Consider the following 18,499-nt stretch of genomic DNA (forward strand, 5'->3'; position numbering starts at 1 on the left):
AAATTGTTTGGTACAGCCAAAATACAAATAAACTATTTAGTGGCTAGCGTTTTAGTGAAACAAACCTACATTATTTTTCTTAAAAATAGTTGGCACACGTATGCTGGTTTAGAAATGGGTTTATGTGAAATAGTCAAGGTAGAAAATTTTCACATTCCACTATTTTACTTTGATTTCGCGCCGCGCAGGGCAGGGAGGTTTCAAAGTAGTTATGAAAGCTCGCTCCCTATGGCGGGAAGCTTTCATGACCTTAATGATTTCGTGCCTCCATAGGCGGGAAGGTTTCATGACCTGTAGGATGGTTACTCACATAAGGAGGAAGGTTTCTACAAATGCTAGTTTACCCTCCTTTCTAAGGAGCGAAAGCAAATCAGCCTAAAACAAAAAAGGCATCCTGAAAACAGAATGCCTTAAAAATTGGTTAATTATTTTTTATTTCCAGCCACCGCCTAATGCACGGTATAAGTTTACAACCGATTGTAGTTTTTGTAATCGATCGTTAATGCCACTTAATTGAGCTGTTAACAAACTTTGTTCTGAAGTTAATACATCCGTATAGTTTGTTGCCGAACTATAACGTAATAATTCTTTGGTAAAATCGACTGCTTTGGTCAAAGAAGCGATTTGTTTTGCCCTTGTTTCTTCTTTTTCTGAAGCGGTTTGATAAGCGTACAAAGCATTCGATACTTCCTGTCCACCGGTTAACAACGTTTGTTGAAAGTTATAAAAAGCAATTTGCTGATTAGCTTCGGCTGTTTTTAAGCGGGCCTTGTTTGCTCCTTTTGCAAAAATGGGCTGTGTTAAACCACCAACCAGATTATAGAAGATCGATTTGCTGAAGAAATCCTGTAATTGCAGACTTGATAAACCACCTGCTGCAGTAATGGTTAAAGCAGGATAAAAATAAGCTTTCGCTACGTTTGTGTTTTCAAAAGCTGATCGGAACCCAAATTCAGCAGCGATCACATCCGGACGGTTTTTTAACAATTGTGCAGAAACGCCGGTTTGTAAATTAGCATAAGGGGTTTGCTGATCTAAGGTCGTGCGGTTAATCGCATTTGGCGCTTTAGCAACCAAAACACTAAGCGCATTTTCAGCTTCTTTAATGCTTCTTTTTAAATCGGGCAAGGTTACCTGAGCAGCGTATAAATTGGCTTCACTCTGTACCACTGCTGCACCATTAACTACAGCCCCTTGTTTTAAGGCTTTCATGGTTTCAACATCCTGCGTTCTTACCTTAATGGTTTGCTCGGTAATGGCCAGTTGTTTGTCAAGCGCCAATAAAGTGTAATAATTGTTGGCAATAGTGGCAATTAACTGAGTTTGAACAGCACGTTTTGCTGCATCGCTTTGTAATAAAGTAGCGTAAGCGCCACGTTTTGCACTGCTTAATTTTCCCCAAATATCAGCTTCCCAACTGGTACTCAGTTGTGCTTTATAAGTTTGGGTTTCCAGATTGATGTTAATCCCTGCCGGAAAATTCTGCGCTGCTGCTGAAGCTTTATTGTCGGTTACATTTACATCAGCCTGTAAGCTGGGTAATAATGCCCCACGGCTTTGTATTAAGGTAGCTTCGGCAATTTTAATACGCTCGATCGCCTGTTTCAGGTCTAAATTTTCATTTATTCCTTGTTGGATCAGCGACTGTAACGTGGTATCCGAGAACAACGTTTTCCATTGCAGATCGGCAATAGTGGTTGTATCTGTTGTATTGTTATCACGGTATAAACCTTCGCTCTTTAGCTGCGGACGCTCGTATTTTTTAGTTACGCAGGCGCTTAGGCTGAGGATGGCTAAACCGATTAATATGGAATGCTTATATCTAAATTTCATGATTTTCAAATTAATGTGGATGGTTAGTCGCTAACTCATACTCTTCCTCTGTTTGTTCGCGATCAATGCCTTCCTCAAATGGAGATTTGTTACTTATTTTTTCCTGCAAGGTTTGGAAAACAATAAACAAGGCAGGGATTACAAATACTCCGAATATAGTACCGATTAACATACCACCTACAGCTCCGGTACCAATTGAGGTATTACCTGCTGCACCAACACCTGATGACAACATTAAAGGCAATAAACCCAGGATAAAGGCAAAAGAGGTCATCAAAATCGGGCGTAAACGTGCAGTTGCACCATCAATAGCCGAATTCACAATGCTCATTCCCTTTCGTCGCCTGTCTACCGCGTACTCTACAATTAAAATGGCATTCTTGGCAAGTAAACCCACCAGCATGATCAGCGTAATTTGTGTATAAATGTTATTGTCTACACCAAAGATCTTATCGAAGATGAATACACCAGCCAAACCAATGGGTAGTGAAAACAATACCGCTAACGGTAAGATATAACTTTCATACTGTGCTGAAAGCAGGAAGTACACAAAGATTACACACAATAGGAAGATAAAAATCGTCTGGCTGCCACTGCTTACTTCTTCACGTGATAAACCTGAGAACTCATATCCATAACCTGTTGGAAGGTGGATTGCTGCTTCTTCCTGAATGGCCTTAATGGCATCACCAGAACTAAAACCTGCATTAGGGTTACCCGTAACCGCAATTGAAGTATACAAGTTGAAACGTGAAATAGCCTGTGGACCATAAACTTTTTCGAGCGTAATAAACTCAGAAATCGGTGCCATGGTTCCGCTTGAATTACGAACATAAATATTGGTTAAACTTTGCTGGTTGGCGCGGTACTTGGCATCTGCCTGGTACATTACCCTGTATTGTTTACCAAACTTATTAAAGTTTGAGGCATAAACACCACCATAGTAACCTTGTAGAACACCTAATACATCGCTAACGGTTAAGCCAGCCTGTTTAACTTTCGCCACATTAACATCAATCTGATATTGCGGGAAATTTGGGTTGAATGAGGTTGATGCATATTGAATCTCAGGACGTTTACTCAAAGCCCCTAAAAATGCATTACCTACTTCGTTGAATTTTTTAATATCGCCACCGGTTTTATCCTGCAACTGGAATTCGAAACCACCACCGGTACCAAAACCCTGAATGGTTGGCGGAGCAAAGAAAATGACTTTTGCACCTTTTATACCGGCTGCCTTTGCAAATAATTCACCAATAATGGCTTTAACATCGCGTTTGCGTTGATCCCATGGTTTTAGCCTTGCGATAACCATACCATAAGAACTACCTGAACCACTGATCAAACTTCGGCCAACAACCCTAAATGTAGCTTCTACCTCTGGTACCTTACTTACAATATCATTGATTTTTACAATAATTTTATCCGTTTCTTCCTGTGAAGTAGAAGGTGGTAATGAAATGTCAGAGAAAACTGTTCCCAAATCTTCGTTTGGTACGAAACCTTTAGGCGTAGTATTCATAATCCATACCAGCACCACCGCGAAAACAGCAATTCCTAATCCTGCTAACCATCTCTTTTTACCCAAAAAGCCTACCGAACGTTTATATTTTTGCGTTACGGCATCAAATGAAGTATTAAAAGCGGTATAAAAACGTTGTAAGAAATTTTTACTTTTTTCGTGATCCTCTGCATGTGGTTTTAAAAACATGGCACATAATGCCGGACTTAAGGTTAAAGCGTTGATCGCTGATAAAATAATCGCAATAGCCAGTGTTAAACCGAATTGTTTATAGAATACGCCAGATGAACCCTGGATAAAACTTACCGGGATAAATACCGCCGCCATCACTAGTGTAATCGAAATAATCGCACCACTAATGTCATCCATCGCATCTTTTGTCGCTTTTTTAGGATCTTTATAACCTGCATCAAGCTTGGCATGCACTGCCTCCACTACCACAATGGCATCATCCACCACGATACCGATGGCCAGTACCAATGCAAATAAGGTTAACAGGTTGATGGTAAAGCCGAACAGACTCAGGAAAAAGAAGGTACCAATAATAGCTACGGGAACACTAATCGCCGGGATTAAAGTTGAACGGAAATCCTGTAAGAAGATAAATACCACTAAGAACACCAGAATGAATGCTTCGATTAAGGTGTGAATTACCTTTTCAATGGAGGCATCCAGGAAGTTATTTACGTTAACAACCGTTTCGTAGTGAACACCTTTAGGGAAAGATGTTGCTGCTTTATCTAAAGTTTTGATCGAATTTTCGATTACTTCTTTCGCATTCGAACCTGCTGTCTGACTAATGGCAATACCTAAAGCAGGTTTACCATTAAACTTTACATAACTCGCATAACTTTGTGCACCAAGTTCTATTCTGGCCACATCTTTTAAACGAAGAATCTGTCCGTTTGCATCCGCTTTAATAATGATGTTGCTAAATTCGGTTTCCGATTTTAAACGGCCACTATATTTTAAGGTGTATTGAAAAGCCTGATTGCCCTGTTCACCGAACTGACCTGGGGCAGCTTCGATATTTTGCTCAGCAAGCGCTACACTTACATCGTTTGGTACCAGGCCATAAACGGCCATTACTTCTGGCTTAAGCCAGATACGCATGGTATAATCTAAAGTACCGAATGCACTTGCATCACCCACACCACTAATCCTTTTAATCTCTGGGATGATGTTAATGTTGGCATAATTCTGTAAAAACTTCTGATCGTATGATGGATCATCACTGTAAATGGCAAAAATAAGCAAGTTACTCGCCTGTCTTTTTGCTGTAATTACACCCGATCTGGTTACCTCTGCAGGTAATAAACTGGTTGCTCTGGCTACACGGTTTTGCACGTTAACCGCCGCTAAATCGGCATTTGTGCCCAATTTAAAGTTAACGGTAATGGTTGCAGTACCATCGTTACTGGCGCTGGAAGTCATGTAGGTCATGTCTTCCACACCATTTATTTGTTCTTCCAGCGGAACAACAACACTACTCATTACCACATCGGCATTTGCCCCCTGGTACGAAGCCGATACCTGAACGGTTGGCGGTGCAATTTCGGGGTATTGCGAGATGGGTAAAGTTACAAGGCCTAATACACCTAATATTACAATTATAATGGATATAACTGTTGATAAAACGGGCCTGTCTATAAATTTCTTAAACATAATTAATATGGATTACACTGCTGTAGTGTGATTGCACTGACTATATTGTTATTTTTTTATTTCAGCATAAACTGAATCGGTGTTTTTTACCTCAGGTTTAATTTTAGTTCCGTCTTTTAATGATTGAAAACCTTCTAAAATAACTTTATCACCTGCTTTAAGTCCCTTGGTAACTACGTAGAAATTACCTTTGGCCAATTCCATCACTTCGATTTGGGTATTGATCACCTTTGCCGAATCGCCTAAAATGTAAACGAATTTCTTGCCTTGTAAATCGATCGTCGATTTTTGAGGGACTAAAATTGCATTTTCAACGTGCTGCGGAATTCTAACCGATGCACTTGCACCGTTTTTTAATAAGAAAACGGGATTAGGAAAGGTTGCCCTTAAACTTGCGGAACCAGTGCTGGTGTTAATCTGCCCATTGATGGATTCGATTTTGCCATTCTGTGCATAGATGGATCCGTCAGCAAGAACCAAACTCACTGCAGGGATGTTTTTCATCTGCTGGGCAAGCGTATTGCCTTTATAGGTATTGGAAAAATCTAAAAGCTGTTTCTCATTTAACGAGAAATAAGCATAAACTTTCGAAGTGTTAGAAACAGTGGTTAAAGGTTGTGTGCTTGAGCTGCTCACCAAACTTCCGTTTCTGAAAGGGATACTGCCTACAACACCATCTACAGGGCTGGTAATCGAAGTATAACCTAAGTTAACCTGTGCGTTTACCAGTTCTGCTTTTGCTTGTGCCAATGCCGCTCTTCTGCTTTGAAGGGTTAACTGCGCTGCATCCAGATCGTATTTGCTAATGATGTCTTTCTCTACCAAAGGTTTGGTTTTGTTTACCGTAAGCTGAGCAGCATTTACGTCAGCTTCGGCACTGCTAATCGCGGCTCTTGCTGTTCTAACCTGTTGCTCATATTGTGGAGCATTAATGGTGAAAAGTAACTGACCTTTCTTCACTACCGCGCCTTCATCTACCAATATTTTTTCGATAAAACCATCAACTTTCGGACGGATATCGATGTTTTGAATACCTTCAATGGTTGCTGGATAATCAGAATCTAAGGTTGTATTTTGTGTGTTTACTGTAAAAACAGGGTAAGCTTGCGGACCAGCTGCTGCTGCAGCGGCAGCTTTTTTAGCTGCATCGTTATTTCCGCAGGATGCCAAAAGCATACCAATGCTCACGCTAAAAAAGAGAGTTGTTACTTTTCTCATGGGTATTTCTGTGTGTTTAAATTTAAATTTCCGGAATTAAGGGCGTTGTCAAAAAAATAGGACTTCGATTTTCGCCGATAAATGCCCAAAAATAGAGCCTAAAAAAAAATAAATCTGTCCGAATTCTGTCATTTAATCAATCGATTGATTTATTTTGCGATTGAAAACAGATCGGATTTCCTTTAAATTGCTGTTATAGATGGTGTTGTCGTATTTTTTAGCATGAAAAACAGTGTGTAAATATCTTGCGACAGATGTTAAAAGCTGTTAAATTCAAAGGAAATATACGATTTTTATTACACTAAATGTCGAAAATTTTGATCGATTTGACACAAGCAAGTGTCCTTGATAATACCCGATTTTAATTTTGGTAATGGCTTAATTATTATAGTTTTTTGAAATTGCTTTGATATCCTCTAGATCATATGATTTAAAATAATCGATTTCTGAAACCGCATGGTATTCTTTTGTTAAAGATTTTAGCTGGACTAATTTTCTACTTTTTGATGAAGAATATCTCTCTTGGCTTGATTTTATAAATGAAAGCTGAAGCGTATCTTTTAAGTTAGGGTAAATGTACTCCACAGTATCCAGATTTAGCTTGTTCCATTTAAATTTATACAAGGAAGCAAGTCCGGGATGATCATAGGTAACACCCCTGATTACTTTTTCTTTTGAATAGAAAGTAGGATTAACAAGTGTTATCTCTTTGCTGAAGGTTTTATTAGCTTTGGAGAGATATAAATCATAAATATTTCTTCTGCAACAACCTGATTCTGGGTACCAATTGACTAAAAAATCTTTTAGCCCATCAGCATTTATATCCTTAATTGAAAATATTGGGAAAGAATAATTTGAATATTTTTTCGTCATCAATTGATTAAAATCTGTACCATCGCTACTATAAATGTATATCCTTGTTTCAAGGTTTGATGCACTCTTGATTAGCAAATTTTTATAGCGCTGTGAAAATAAGTATCCTAACTTAATCTCTACTTTAACGTTATGGTCCAGATGATTATCTTGTGTCGTAGAAAAACTTTTATTAAAGGTGTTCTTTGAATTGGCTTTGATTAGTGTAAATACATGATTTAAAGCAGTATGAAAAAGAGAATCTTGTTTTTTATTCGTAGAATCTATTCTTGCTTTTGATGGGCTATTTATTACTTTGATCTTAAAATGTTTAGTCTGTTTTTTTTGTTTGCATGAAATACAGCACGCTACAAAAATCAAAAGATAAGCTGTTCGGATCACTAAAAATCAAATTTAAAACTATTCCACTTCTCCTTCAAAAACCAATTTGGCTGGGCCACATAAAAACACATTGGTAAATTCCTTACCATCGTAATCAAATTCTATTTTAATATCGCCACCCAAAACTTTAATGGCTGTTTTAATGTGGCCGGTCTGATTTTTATGTTTCGCCATGGCCATGGCTACGGCGGTTACTCCGGTACCACAGGCATAAGTTTCATCTTCAACACCGCGTTCGTAGGTACGCACAAATAAATGATCACCCTTGTCTTCTACAAAGTTTACATTGATACCTTTTTCAGCATAAGTTGCATTGTAGCGAATGTTTTTTCCTGCCGTAAAAACATCAAAGTCTTTTAAATCGCTTTGTAAAGCAACATAATGTGGCGAGCCGGTATTCAATATATAAGCTTCGCCATCTTTGGTAATGGTATCTACATCAATCATTTGTAAATCAACCCATTCGCCATTTTCTGAAATTCTGGCATAATGTGGCCCATCTACTGCCAAAAAGTTTGTTTCGCGGTCGATAATGCCGAGCTGTTTGGCAAATGCAACAATACACCTGCCACCATTTCCGCACATGCTGCCCAGTTTACCATCTGCGTTAAAATAATGCATCTCAAAATCATAATCCTCATGTTTGGTAATGAACATTAATCCATCGGCGCCAATGCCAAATCTTCTGTGGCATAATTGTTCAACTAATTGATTATCAATATTTTTTAACGGACTCATGGTGTGGTCTATTAAAATAAAATCGTTGCCTGCGCCCTGGTATTTAAAGAAATTAATTTTCATGAAAGCTTCATTTTTTAATGCAATATTTGAATTGCAAAAGGTAATAAGCGGTTTGTGTTTTTTAATTTAACATTTTTTAACACAAAACTAAGTGCTTTGAGGATACAAATATCGTTTATATGGTATTAAATTTGAATAAACTTACAAAAGAAAATTTGAGCAGATAAAAACTGCCTGAGCATTCTGCTTAAATCAAAGTGAAAATGCTCTCGCAAATAATAACATTTAACAAATGAATATTATAAGCTAACCAAACAATTAGCTAGCAAATCAGCTTATAATAAATCATGGCTTTAAGAAACAATATATAAACACATGAAACCATTAAAAGCTATCTAAATTAAAAGCAACGTTCAGCTTTTAATAGCTTCATGGCCATTAAAAAACAATATATAAACACATGAAAAAAATATTAGGCATTACCGTGTTGGCTGCTTTTATAGGTGGGGCAGCAGCAATTGGAGGTTACAAACTATTTGAGCGTAACCAAACAGGCAGTACAATTACTGAAAAACAGAATTTATACTTCGCCAATAATCCGCTTAAGGTATCATCAGCGGGAACGACAGATTTTACGCAGGCAGCAGCAGTAGTTGCACCTGGTGTGGTTCACATTAAAACCACGTATGCGGCACAAAGTGGCGGTGGCAGAAGTTCGTCTCCATTTGATATGATGGAAGATTTCTTTGGTGGTGGTGGCCGTCAGATGCAACGCCAGCCCAGAGCGGCATCGGGTTCTGGTGTAATTATCAGTCAGGATGGTTATATCGTAACCAATAACCACGTAGTAGAAAATGCAGAGAAGGTTGAAGTGGTTTTAACAGACAGACGTAAAGTAGAGGCGAAAGTAATAGGCCGTGATCCGAATACAGATTTAGCTTTAATTAAAGTAAATGCAACTGGCTTACCTGTAGTAAAAATGGGTAACTCAGATAATGTGCAGGTTGGAGAATGGGTTTTAGCCGTTGGTTTCCCGTTAGATTTAAATACTACGGTAACGGCTGGTATTGTAAGTGCGAAAAACCGTAGCATTGGTATTATTGGTCGCGAGCAACAAGGCAATGAAATTACAGAAGAGGAATATCGCGAATACCAACGTACGGGTAAAAGACCAGATCGTCCGGCAAATACGAGTATCGAATCATTTATCCAGACAGATGCTGCCATTAACCCAGGTAACAGCGGTGGTGCCCTTGTAAATGCAAACGGCGAATTGGTAGGTATTAACTCAGCTATCGCATCGCAAAGCGGGTATAACCAGGGTTATGGATTTGCAATTCCGGTTAACCTTGCCCGTAAAATTGTTGATGATTTTATGAAATATGGCTCAGTTAAACGTGGTTATATCGGTGTTAACTTTGTGCCGTTAAGTGGTGAGGAAAAACCTGAAGGCATTAAAACTAATGAAATCAGTGGTTTATATGTGAATGATGTGGTTGCGGGTGGCGGTGCTGCTGCGGCAGGTATCAAATCGGGCGACGTAATTAAAAAAGTTGACGGTGTTGTAATCAATGATTCGCCTGATCTTCAGGAAAGAGTTGGCCGTTTAAACCCAGGCGATAAAGTTAAATTAACGGTGTTACGCGATGGTGCACTTAAAGATTATAGTGTAACGTTAAAAGGCGAAGCCAGTGTTGGTTTAACTGCGAAAAATGCAACAAGCAAAGGTGCTGAGGTTTCTAAATTAGGTGCAACTTTTGCTCCGGCTACTCAGGCACAAAAATCGAAATATGGCATTAACAGTGGTGTTGTAGTGACTTCTGTAACCACAGGAAAAGCTTTTGATAATATTGGAGTTGAAAAAGGTTTAATTATTACCAAAGTAAATGGACAACCTGTAAATTCTGTAGCTGATGTGCAAAAAGCATTACCTTTAGGCAGAAACAACATGGTGAGCATTTCGGGTGTTGGCGAGCAAGGTTCGTATAACTACAGCTTCCCAGCACAGTAGTTGATTTGATAAAAAATAGTTTTAAAAGCGTCCCGATATAAAAATCGGGACGCTTTTTTTTAATCCTGATGGATCGGTTCGTGATTAGCATGGCAGGCGTCTGCACATTCTTCGCAGGCAACAGCGCATTGTCTGCAGTGTTCATGATCGTGTTTGCCGCATTCAGCCGCACAAAGTCTGCATATTTCTTCGCAGAGCAATAAATATTGGTGCCCGATAATTGAATCTCTTTGCAACAATCTGGCTGCCTGAGTACAAATATCTGCACAATCCCTATCGAGTTTAATGCAATCAATCATCATGTTGATGTCTTCCTCTTTTAAGCACGACGATGCACAGTGTTCGCAAGCCAGTGCGCAATCTAGTAAAGCCTGGATCAGACCATAGTTGTTTCTCGTTTCCATATCGTTAAAGATTTTGGTTATAAATGTTTTGTATATTAATAACCTGCTGGAATTTAAACTGTTTTAAAAAAAATAGAATTGGGGCTGATCCAGATTCCATCGTATGACGTCTGCGTTCAGAATGAGAGTTTTCCACTAATTCCATATGTTAAAATATCTTAAATAACAGGTTGTTCAGCCAATTCTTTGTACTCAAACCAATATTCATTCGTTTTTCATAATCAAGATTTAGTTTCGCTATTTACCGATTGGTATTCAGCGTTTACCGATGCCCTGTAAATTATTTTTATTTATTGTTCCATATTTGAATCAGCAACAAAAAACCGAATATTATGGCTTTAGCTCGTATTAACCTCAGCGTAAAACAATATTTCAATTTCATGTGCAGAACAGATTTTGAAAGAAGGATATTTCATGATACGTACAAAGAATTTCAAAAAAGATCAAAAATATATAGTCTGGACCACCATCTCCATACCTTTTCACAAATGCAACAGGCTAACGGAAAGGCAAACTCGCTGCACCAAAAACTTCAATATTCAGTAATGAATACCCTGGAAGCATTAGAGCATAAAATACCCGTTTTGAACGATATTGAAGATCATCCGATTCTTTTCGATTGGGCCGAATTACATATTTACACTTCCGACCTCTTAAATAAAGCCGCACATGTAGTTTCGATCACCTATAACAGTCCGAAATTAATTTTACACGAAATCATTGGTGATTTGCTGGTCTTAAGCTATAATGATAAAATGCACGAAACATTAGTCATAAAGATTACAGATAACCTGATAGTCAATTATGAGCAACGCGAAAGCCTGGTTTATAGTTAACTTAATCTTAATTTCTTTCCGGATGCTCATCCATAATAAATAGCGGAAGTAGGTAACTTTCTGCTTGCTGGTCTTTACTTTTTCGGGCAGAAAAGCAGAAGGGAGGGACCGTTTTGAATGTATTTTTTGGGTAAAACTCAGCTCCTGATGAATTAAATCGGGCCGCTAAACAGGGCTTAAAGGGCAAATAGTCAATATATTTAGCATTTATTTATATAATAAAAAATAAAAAATTGATTTATAGGTATTTAACTCTATCTTTGAAACAAATTAAAATACAATATAATGCAACAAGGAACAGTAAAATTTTTTAATGAAACTAAAGGTTTCGGATTTATCACTCCATCTAATGGCGATGCCGAAATTTTTGTTCATGCTTCAGGCTTAATCGATAACATTCGCGAGAATGATACCGTAAACTACGATGTAGAAGAAGGTAGAAAAGGCCTAAACGCGGTAAATGTTAAAGTAGCTTAAGAAAACTCAAACACATAAATCGTAAAAAGTCCCGATGCAAATCGGGACTTTTTTTGTGGAACCAACTTTTGGATTGTCGGTGCCCACACTTATCTGCCTGCCAAATTTTTACTGATCTCGTCGTCAACAAAATCTAAAGAAAGATCATTGTTGGTTAGTACAGTGCCGTTTTTATCCACTAAAAAGAAGTAAGTAACATTATAATTGCTCAGATTTTTTGCATTGGGCGATTTCGCTCCCATTAAATCTGAGTATTGTGGCCAGGTTAAGTGGTCATCCTTGATTACATTTATCCACCAGTCTCTTTTCTTATCGAATGATACCCCGATAAATTCTACGTCTTTATTTTTATACTTTTCGTATAGCTTAACCAGTACCTGATTGTTTTTTCTGCTTTTTCCGCTATAAGAAGTCCAGCAGATAATCAGGTTTACCTTTTTAAGCACACTCAGGGCGAATTTTTTTCCTTCCGGATTTTCTCCTTCAATGCCGGGCATTTTACTTCCGGCCATCATCTGGTTAGCCTGTTTAATCTCTTCTAAAAGATTTTTGCCCTTTTTGCTTTCCTGAATATCCTTGTCTAAGCTGTTAAAAATGGATAAATAAGTTTTGGGTTCCGAATCTGCCCTGCCGAGTTGTTCTAATAAAAAGAGGCTGTGCGCAGAACCGGGATATTTTTTAGCAAAAGCCTTTATGATGTCCATTTGGAGCAAGATTTTTTTCTCTCTCCAACGGTCTGCATTTTTTGCCTTTTCTATAATGTTGCTTCTTGAGGCCTGGTCGAATTCCAATTCAGCGATATCCAAACTGTCGAGCAGATTTTTGCTCATCTTGTCTTTTAGTTTATAGAAGTCAAGAAATTGTTCACCCTCTTGAGTTGGAACACTTTTTAGAGGATACGAATTGATGTTTTTTGCGTCAAGAGTGCCTTTGAAGTCGCCTTTGTCAAGATAGAAATAATATTCTCCTTTGCGATTGCCATCCTCGGTTTTCAAAGTAGCATAACCTTTTATTGGAATGTTGATTTTAAAAGTCTGATTGCTGTTGGTGATGTTTTCAACTTTCAGTGTCTCGCCCTTTTCAGCGCTTTGGATGGTGATCACGGCATTAGGGCCAAAGTTTTTGGTTTCGAGGTTAAATGTAGCAGGAGCTGGGTCGCAAGCAGATAAGAAACCTGCTAATAAAGTAAGTAAGTAGAGCTGTTTTTTCATGTTAATAATTTGACAGAGCAATATAACGAAAAGATTAGTTATGTTTTAATGAAAATAAATTCAAATCAATCTTTTTATCATTAAGAAGTTGAGTTAGTTAAGAAGAAAATTATTATTTTAGTTATGGTAAATAGTTTCTTAATGATCCGATTTATCTAATCATACCCTAATTCTGAGTGCTTGATTAATATGTAGAGTGCATCTTCTTATTTTAATTATTTAGGGAATGACTAAAAAAGAGGTTACACAATTATCCTATGAAATAACAGGATTAGCAATTAAAGTTCATAAAGTTTTAGGGCCAGGCTTATTAGAGCACATATATGAACGTTGCTTAAAATATGAGTTGGAAAAAAATGGATACGCTGTTTCTCAACAGTTTGAATTGTCCATCATGTATGACAATTTAGAGATGGATTTAGATTTACGGCTGGATCTATTCGTTAATAATTGTGTAGTAATAGAAATAAAAGCAATCTCTAATATTTTACCCGTTCATCAGGCACAACTATTAACCTATATGAAACTTCTTAATGCTCCCCAGGGGTTGTTGATTAACTTTTTTACAGATAATATTACCAAGAGTATAGTGCCACTGGTTAATGATTATTTTAAAATTTTGCCAGATGAGTGAAATATTAGAAGTCATTGATTATTGAATCTTAATGCCCTCAATTTCTTAATGGTAAAGCTGTTTGCCATAATAGTTTTTTTTGGTTAATGCCAATATGAAACCTTAAATAATCCCATAATCTTTCAATTATTTCCGAATATGCTTTAGAATGTTTCTAAATAAATGTTTTATCGTTGTTTTGTCATATTCGTTTATAAATTAAACTCATAATTAGATACTTTTGCAAGAAATTTAGATATAAATCCTAATCAAATGAGTGGTTTCGGAAATGCATTTTCTTCTTCTATCGGGAAGAAATTCATCATGGGTATTACAGGTTTGTTCCTGATACTTTTTTTAATTGTACACTGCGGTATTAATGCTTTAATTTTTATTAGCGACGGTGGTTTAACATTTAACGTAGGCGCACATTTTATGGCCACTAACTGGATTATCCGGGCTGGCGAGATTGTGTTGTTTATTGGTTTGCTTGCGCACATTTTTCAGGCGTTACGTTTAACGTTGCAAAATCAAAAAGCACGACCTGTTAAATATGCCGTAAACGATGGTAAGGCAAACAGTAAATGGTATAGCCGTTCTATGGGCTTGCTGGGTACACTTTTGCTGATCTTTCTGGTGGTTCACCTAAAAGATTTTTGGGTAGTTTCTCGTTTTACAGGAATCCCAACGGTTGATGCCAACGGACATGAAGATCTTTATGCGGTAATGAAAGAAAAATTTCAAGATCCGGTAAGGGTTGCCGTATATATTTTGGCTATGTTTTCTTTATGCTACCACTTATTGCACGGTTTTGCTTCGGCATTCCAAACATTAGGATGGAACCACTCAAAATATAACGGTATCATTAAAGGAGCTGGCGTTTGGTATTCGGTTATTATTTCGATCCTTTTCGCAGCCATGCCGATTGCAGTTTATTTCGGTCTTATTCAATAATTTTTAGCACAAAAGATATGTCAGATATTAATTCAAATATTCCAGAAGGCGAATTAACCAGCAAATGGACAAAATATAAGTCTTCTGTGCCTTTGGTTAACCCATCGAACAAAAGAACTATTGAAGTAATCATTGTAGGTTCGGGTTTAGCAGGTGCTTCGGCAGCAGCTACTTTGGCTGAGATGGGTTACAAAGTAAAATGTTTTTGTTTTCAGGATTCACCGCGTAGAGCACACTCAATCGCTGCTCAGGGTGGTATCAATGCAGCAAAAAACTATCAGAATGATGGTGATAGCGTTTATCGCCTTTTCTATGATACGATTAAAGGTGGCGATTACCGTGCCCGCGAAGCCAATGTGCATCGTTTGGCCGAAGTAAGTGCCAACATTATAGATCAGTGTGTGGCACAAGGTGTGCCTTTGGCCCGCGAATATGGTGGTTTGTTAGATAACCGTTCATTTGGTGGTACACAGGTACAACGTACTTTCTATGCTGCAGGTCAAACTGGTCAACAGTTATTATTAGGTGCGTATTCTGCTTTAGAGCGCCAGATTGGTATGGGTAAAGTAGAAATGTATACCCGTCATGAAATGCTTGAGGTGGTTAAAATCGATGGCAAAGCACGTGGTATTATCGCCCGTAACTTAATCACAGGAGAAATCGAACGTCACTTTGGTCATGCGGTGGTATTAGGAACAGGTGGTTACGGTAACGTATTCTATCTTTCTACCAACGCCATGGGAAGTAATGTTACAGCGGCCTGGAAAGCGCACAAGCAAGGTGCTTATTTTGCAAACCCATGTTATACGCAGATCCACCCAACCTGTATCCCTGTTTCTGGCGATCACCAATCTAAATTAACCCTGATGTCTGAGTCGTTACGTAACGATGGACGTATCTGGGTTCCTAAAAAGAAAGATGATAACCGTAAAGCTTCAGAAATTCCTGAAGATGAAAGAGATTATTATTTAGAGCGCCGTTACCCTGCTTTTGGCAACCTGGTTCCGCGTGATGTGGCCTCTCGTGCTGCAAAAGAGCGTTGTGATGCTGGTTATGGTGTAGGGGCTTCTAAATTAGCCGTATACCTGGATTTTAAAGCCAATACAGAACGTTACGGTAAAATCGAAGCTTCTAAATCAGGTAACCACAATCCGGATAAAGAAACCTGTATGCGTTTGGGTACTGAGGTAATCAAAGCTAAATATGGTAACCTGTTCGACATGTATGCGCAGATTACTGGTGAGAATCCTTACGAAACACCAATGCGTATCTATCCTGCGGTTCACTATACCATGGGTGGTTTATGGGTTGATTATAACTTAATGACATCTGTACCAGGTTTATATTGTACAGGTGAGGCTAACTTCTCCGATCACGGTGCTAACCGTTTAGGTGCATCTGCTTTGATGCAAGGTTTAGCTGATGGTTATTTCGTTCTACCTTACACTATTGGTGCTTACTTATCAAAAGAGATTTCGGTAAAAGCAATTCCTACTGATCACCCGGCCTTTGTAGAGGCTGAAGAAAGAGCAGTTGGTATTTTAAATACACTGATAAATATTAAAGGAACCAAATCGGTAGATCATTTCCACAAACGTTTAGGCCACATTATGTGGGAGAAATGTGGTATGGCCCGTAACGAAAAAGGTTTAAACGAAGCGATTCAGGAAATCAGGGCTTTACGTGCTGAGTTTTGGAGTGATGTTCGTGTACCTGGAACGGCTGATGAGTTAAACACCGAATTAGAAAAAGCCGGCCGTGTTGCTGATTTTATCGAGCTGGGCGAGTTGATGTGTATTGATGCTTTAAACCGTAACGAAAGTTGTGGCGGTCACTTCCGTGAAGAGTATCAGACAGAAGAAGGTGAAGCCCTACGTGATGACGAGAACTATGCGTACGTAGCCGCCTGGGAATTTAAAGAAGGTGTAAACTTCGAACTTCATAAAGAAGAACTGAAGTTTGAAAATATTAAAGTAGCACAAAGAAGTTATAAATAGTGATGCGCATTGCGTTAAGCGTTAAACGGTTATTCGCCGAACGCCAAACGCTAACCGCTTACCTAAAACCTCAATATCATGAGTACAGGAAATATGAACTTAACGCTAAAAGTTTGGCGTCAAAAAAATAACAATGCCAAAGGTGCTTTGGTAGATTATAAATTGGCCGATATTTCACCGGATATGTCTTTTTTAGAGATGTTCGATGTATTAAACGAACAATTAATTAACAAAGGTGAAGAGCCGGTTGTATTCGACCACGATTGCCGCGAAGGAATTTGCGGAATGTGCTCGATGTTTATCAACGGCCGTCCACACGGACCAAAAGATTTGGTTACTACCTGCCAGTTGCACATGCGTTCTTTCAAAGATGGTGATACCATTGTGGTTGAGCCTTGGAGAGCAGCAGCTTTTCCGGTAGTAAAAGATTTAACGGTAGATCGTTCTGCCTTTGATAGAGTTATCGCTGCTGGTGGTTTTATTTCGGTAAACACCGGTAACGCGCAAGATGCGAACAACCTGCCAATCCCTAAAATGCAGGCAGATGCGGCTTTCGAGGCGGCAGCTTGTATTGGTTGCGGTGCTTGTGTGGCAACTTGTAAAAATGCTTCAGCCATGTTATTCGTATCGGCTAAGATCTCTCAGCTGGCATTGTTGCCACAAGGACAGCCGGAGCGTTACCGCAGGGTACAGAGCATGGTTGCGCAAATGGATGCTGAAGGTTTTGGTAACTGTACCAATACCGGAGCTTGCGAAGCTGAATGTCCTAAAGGAATCTCTTTGGAAAACATTGCCCGTATGAACCGTGATTTTGCTTCTGCAAAATTTATTTCAGAAGAAACCGTTTAAAAAATATACTGTGCACCCAGTTTAACAGCTGGGTTCTTGAGCCTCCACATTGTGGGGGCTTTTTAGTTTTTGGTGCCTGCATAACCATTTATATCCAAATCAATCCGCGATTATCATGCTAAATTTATATTTCTTTTGGGCATGCATGGTCTAACTTTTGTTATAAACCAGGAATAATAATGAATTAAATTTTAATAATTTATGAGCAAGCCCGGGATTAAAACGGATACACATTTAACATTTGCCAGCCCTTGTGAAAACATATGAAACTTCAGATTTTAAAACCGAAACCTTGCACAACAAAGTTGCCCCGAAATAAAAGTTTGCGAAAGTTGTAATAATCTTATGTTTGCATATTAAAATTTTACGTTATTAGAAATTTTATTCTGTAATATTTGCATATACATTAAAATTTTTCTAAATTTAGTCCTCCGAGACAGGAGAGAAAACATAAAACCCCGGCAATTTTGCTGGGGTTTTGTGTTTGGAGCGCATTCATATAATCTGTTTTTACTTCAGGGCGAAATTAATAGCGATGTTATATTTTACCCTTACAGGCACTCCGTCTTGTAAGGCAGGATTCCAGCGTGGCGACTTGTTCAATACCCTTAATGCTTCTTTATCCGTTTCTGCTGATAGGCTTCTAATGATCTGAATATCGCTTAAAGCACCATTTTTTTCGACTATAAAAGAGGCGAATACCTTGCCTTTTGTCTTATTCCGCTGTGCTGCTTCCGGGTATTTAATTTCGTGACTTAAGTATTGATAGAAATTTGAAATTCCACCGGGGAAAGCCGGTTGTTTTTCAACGGACACAAAATCATAAACTTTATCCGAGTTATTCTGTGCTTTAGCCAAATTATAACACATGGCAATGCCCATTAGGGCTAAAAAGATTAGCTTTCTCATTCGTT

At 38.4% G+C, this 18,499-nt stretch carries 16 protein-coding genes; 8 read left to right on the forward strand and 8 right to left on the reverse strand.

Features of this window, described 5'->3' with window-relative positions:
- Positions 1-3 precede the first annotated feature (3 nt).
- Entirely contained in the window at positions 4-273 is a 270-nt protein-coding gene (locus tag CA265_23000) for a hypothetical protein (GenBank protein ARS42368.1), read from the forward strand.
- Positions 274-432: 159 nt separating this feature from the next.
- Here the strand turns inward: CA265_23000 and CA265_23005 are convergent, their stop codons facing one another.
- The 5 genes from CA265_23005 to CA265_23025 all read right to left on the reverse strand — a co-directional run bounded on the left by CA265_23005 (position 433) and on the right by CA265_23025 (position 8,293).
- Positions 433-1,833: a hypothetical protein gene (locus CA265_23005; GenBank protein ID ARS42369.1), complete on the reverse strand. Its 1,401-nt coding sequence runs from the start codon at positions 1,831-1,833 to the stop codon at positions 433-435.
- Positions 1,834-1,843: 10 nt separating this feature from the next.
- Positions 1,844-5,020 carry a hydrophobe/amphiphile efflux-1 family RND transporter gene (locus CA265_23010; GenBank protein ARS42370.1) on the reverse strand — a complete coding sequence of 1,059 codons (3,177 nt, stop codon included), beginning with the start codon at positions 5,018-5,020 and terminating at the stop codon, positions 1,844-1,846.
- A 48-nt stretch (positions 5,021-5,068) separates the two neighbouring features.
- Positions 5,069-6,238, reverse strand: a complete 1,170-nt coding sequence (locus CA265_23015) for an efflux transporter periplasmic adaptor subunit (protein ID ARS42371.1) — start codon at positions 6,236-6,238, stop codon at positions 5,069-5,071.
- Positions 6,239-6,616: 378 nt separating this feature from the next.
- On the reverse strand, positions 6,617-7,471 hold the full coding sequence (locus CA265_23020; GenBank protein ID ARS42372.1) for a hypothetical protein: 855 nt from the start codon (positions 7,469-7,471) through the stop codon (positions 6,617-6,619).
- Positions 7,472-7,510: 39 nt separating this feature from the next.
- The gene (locus tag CA265_23025) at positions 7,511-8,293 is read right to left on the reverse strand and encodes a diaminopimelate epimerase (GenBank protein ARS42373.1); all 783 of its coding nucleotides are present in this window, start codon (positions 8,291-8,293) and stop codon (positions 7,511-7,513) included.
- A 400-nt stretch (positions 8,294-8,693) separates the two neighbouring features.
- Here CA265_23025 and CA265_23030 point away from each other — a divergent pair, with 400 nt between their 5' ends.
- The gene (locus tag CA265_23030; GenBank protein ARS42374.1) at positions 8,694-10,244 is read left to right on the forward strand and encodes a serine protease; all 1,551 of its coding nucleotides are present in this window, start codon (positions 8,694-8,696) and stop codon (positions 10,242-10,244) included.
- A gap of 59 nt (positions 10,245-10,303) precedes the next feature.
- On the opposite strand, the gene CA265_23035 is transcribed toward CA265_23030, so the two are convergent.
- Entirely contained in the window at positions 10,304-10,648 is a 345-nt protein-coding gene (locus CA265_23035) for a four-helix bundle copper-binding protein (protein ARS42375.1), read from the reverse strand.
- A gap of 332 nt (positions 10,649-10,980) precedes the next feature.
- Here CA265_23035 and CA265_23040 point away from each other — a divergent pair, with 332 nt between their 5' ends.
- Entirely contained in the window at positions 10,981-11,484 is a 504-nt protein-coding gene (locus CA265_23040; protein ID ARS42376.1) for a hypothetical protein, read from the forward strand.
- A gap of 285 nt (positions 11,485-11,769) precedes the next feature.
- A complete protein-coding gene (locus CA265_23045) occupies positions 11,770-11,961 on the forward strand; it encodes a cold-shock protein (protein ID ARS42377.1) in 192 nt (63 codons plus the stop codon).
- A gap of 89 nt (positions 11,962-12,050) precedes the next feature.
- Here CA265_23045 and CA265_23050 read toward each other — a convergent pair whose 3' ends face one another.
- Positions 12,051-13,172 (reverse strand): hypothetical protein, encoded by a 1,122-nt coding sequence (locus CA265_23050; protein ARS42378.1) that lies wholly within the window; start codon positions 13,170-13,172, stop codon positions 12,051-12,053.
- A 226-nt stretch (positions 13,173-13,398) separates the two neighbouring features.
- Between CA265_23050 and CA265_23055 the strand changes: the two genes are divergently transcribed.
- From CA265_23055 to CA265_23070, 4 genes are all read left to right on the forward strand, one after another.
- Positions 13,399-13,806, forward strand: a complete 408-nt coding sequence (locus CA265_23055; protein ID ARS42379.1) for a GxxExxY protein — start codon at positions 13,399-13,401, stop codon at positions 13,804-13,806.
- 252 nt (positions 13,807-14,058) lie between these two features.
- On the forward strand, positions 14,059-14,739 hold the full coding sequence (locus tag CA265_23060) for a succinate dehydrogenase (GenBank protein ARS42380.1): 681 nt from the start codon (positions 14,059-14,061) through the stop codon (positions 14,737-14,739).
- Positions 14,740-14,756: 17 nt separating this feature from the next.
- Complete coding sequence (gene sdhA / locus CA265_23065; protein ARS42381.1) at positions 14,757-16,736, forward strand: succinate dehydrogenase flavoprotein subunit; 1,980 nt, start codon at positions 14,757-14,759, stop codon at positions 16,734-16,736.
- A 78-nt stretch (positions 16,737-16,814) separates the two neighbouring features.
- Complete coding sequence (locus tag CA265_23070; GenBank protein ID ARS42382.1) at positions 16,815-17,585, forward strand: succinate dehydrogenase/fumarate reductase iron-sulfur subunit; 771 nt, start codon at positions 16,815-16,817, stop codon at positions 17,583-17,585.
- Positions 17,586-18,095: 510 nt separating this feature from the next.
- Here the strand turns inward: CA265_23070 and CA265_23075 are convergent.
- Positions 18,096-18,494, reverse strand: coding sequence for a hypothetical protein (locus CA265_23075; protein ID ARS42383.1), 399 nt, complete (start codon positions 18,492-18,494; stop codon positions 18,096-18,098).
- Positions 18,495-18,499 lie beyond the last annotated feature (5 nt).

This window comes from Sphingobacteriaceae bacterium GW460-11-11-14-LB5, from assembly GCA_002151545.1.
Classification (GTDB): Bacteria; Bacteroidota; Bacteroidia; order Sphingobacteriales; family Sphingobacteriaceae; genus Pedobacter.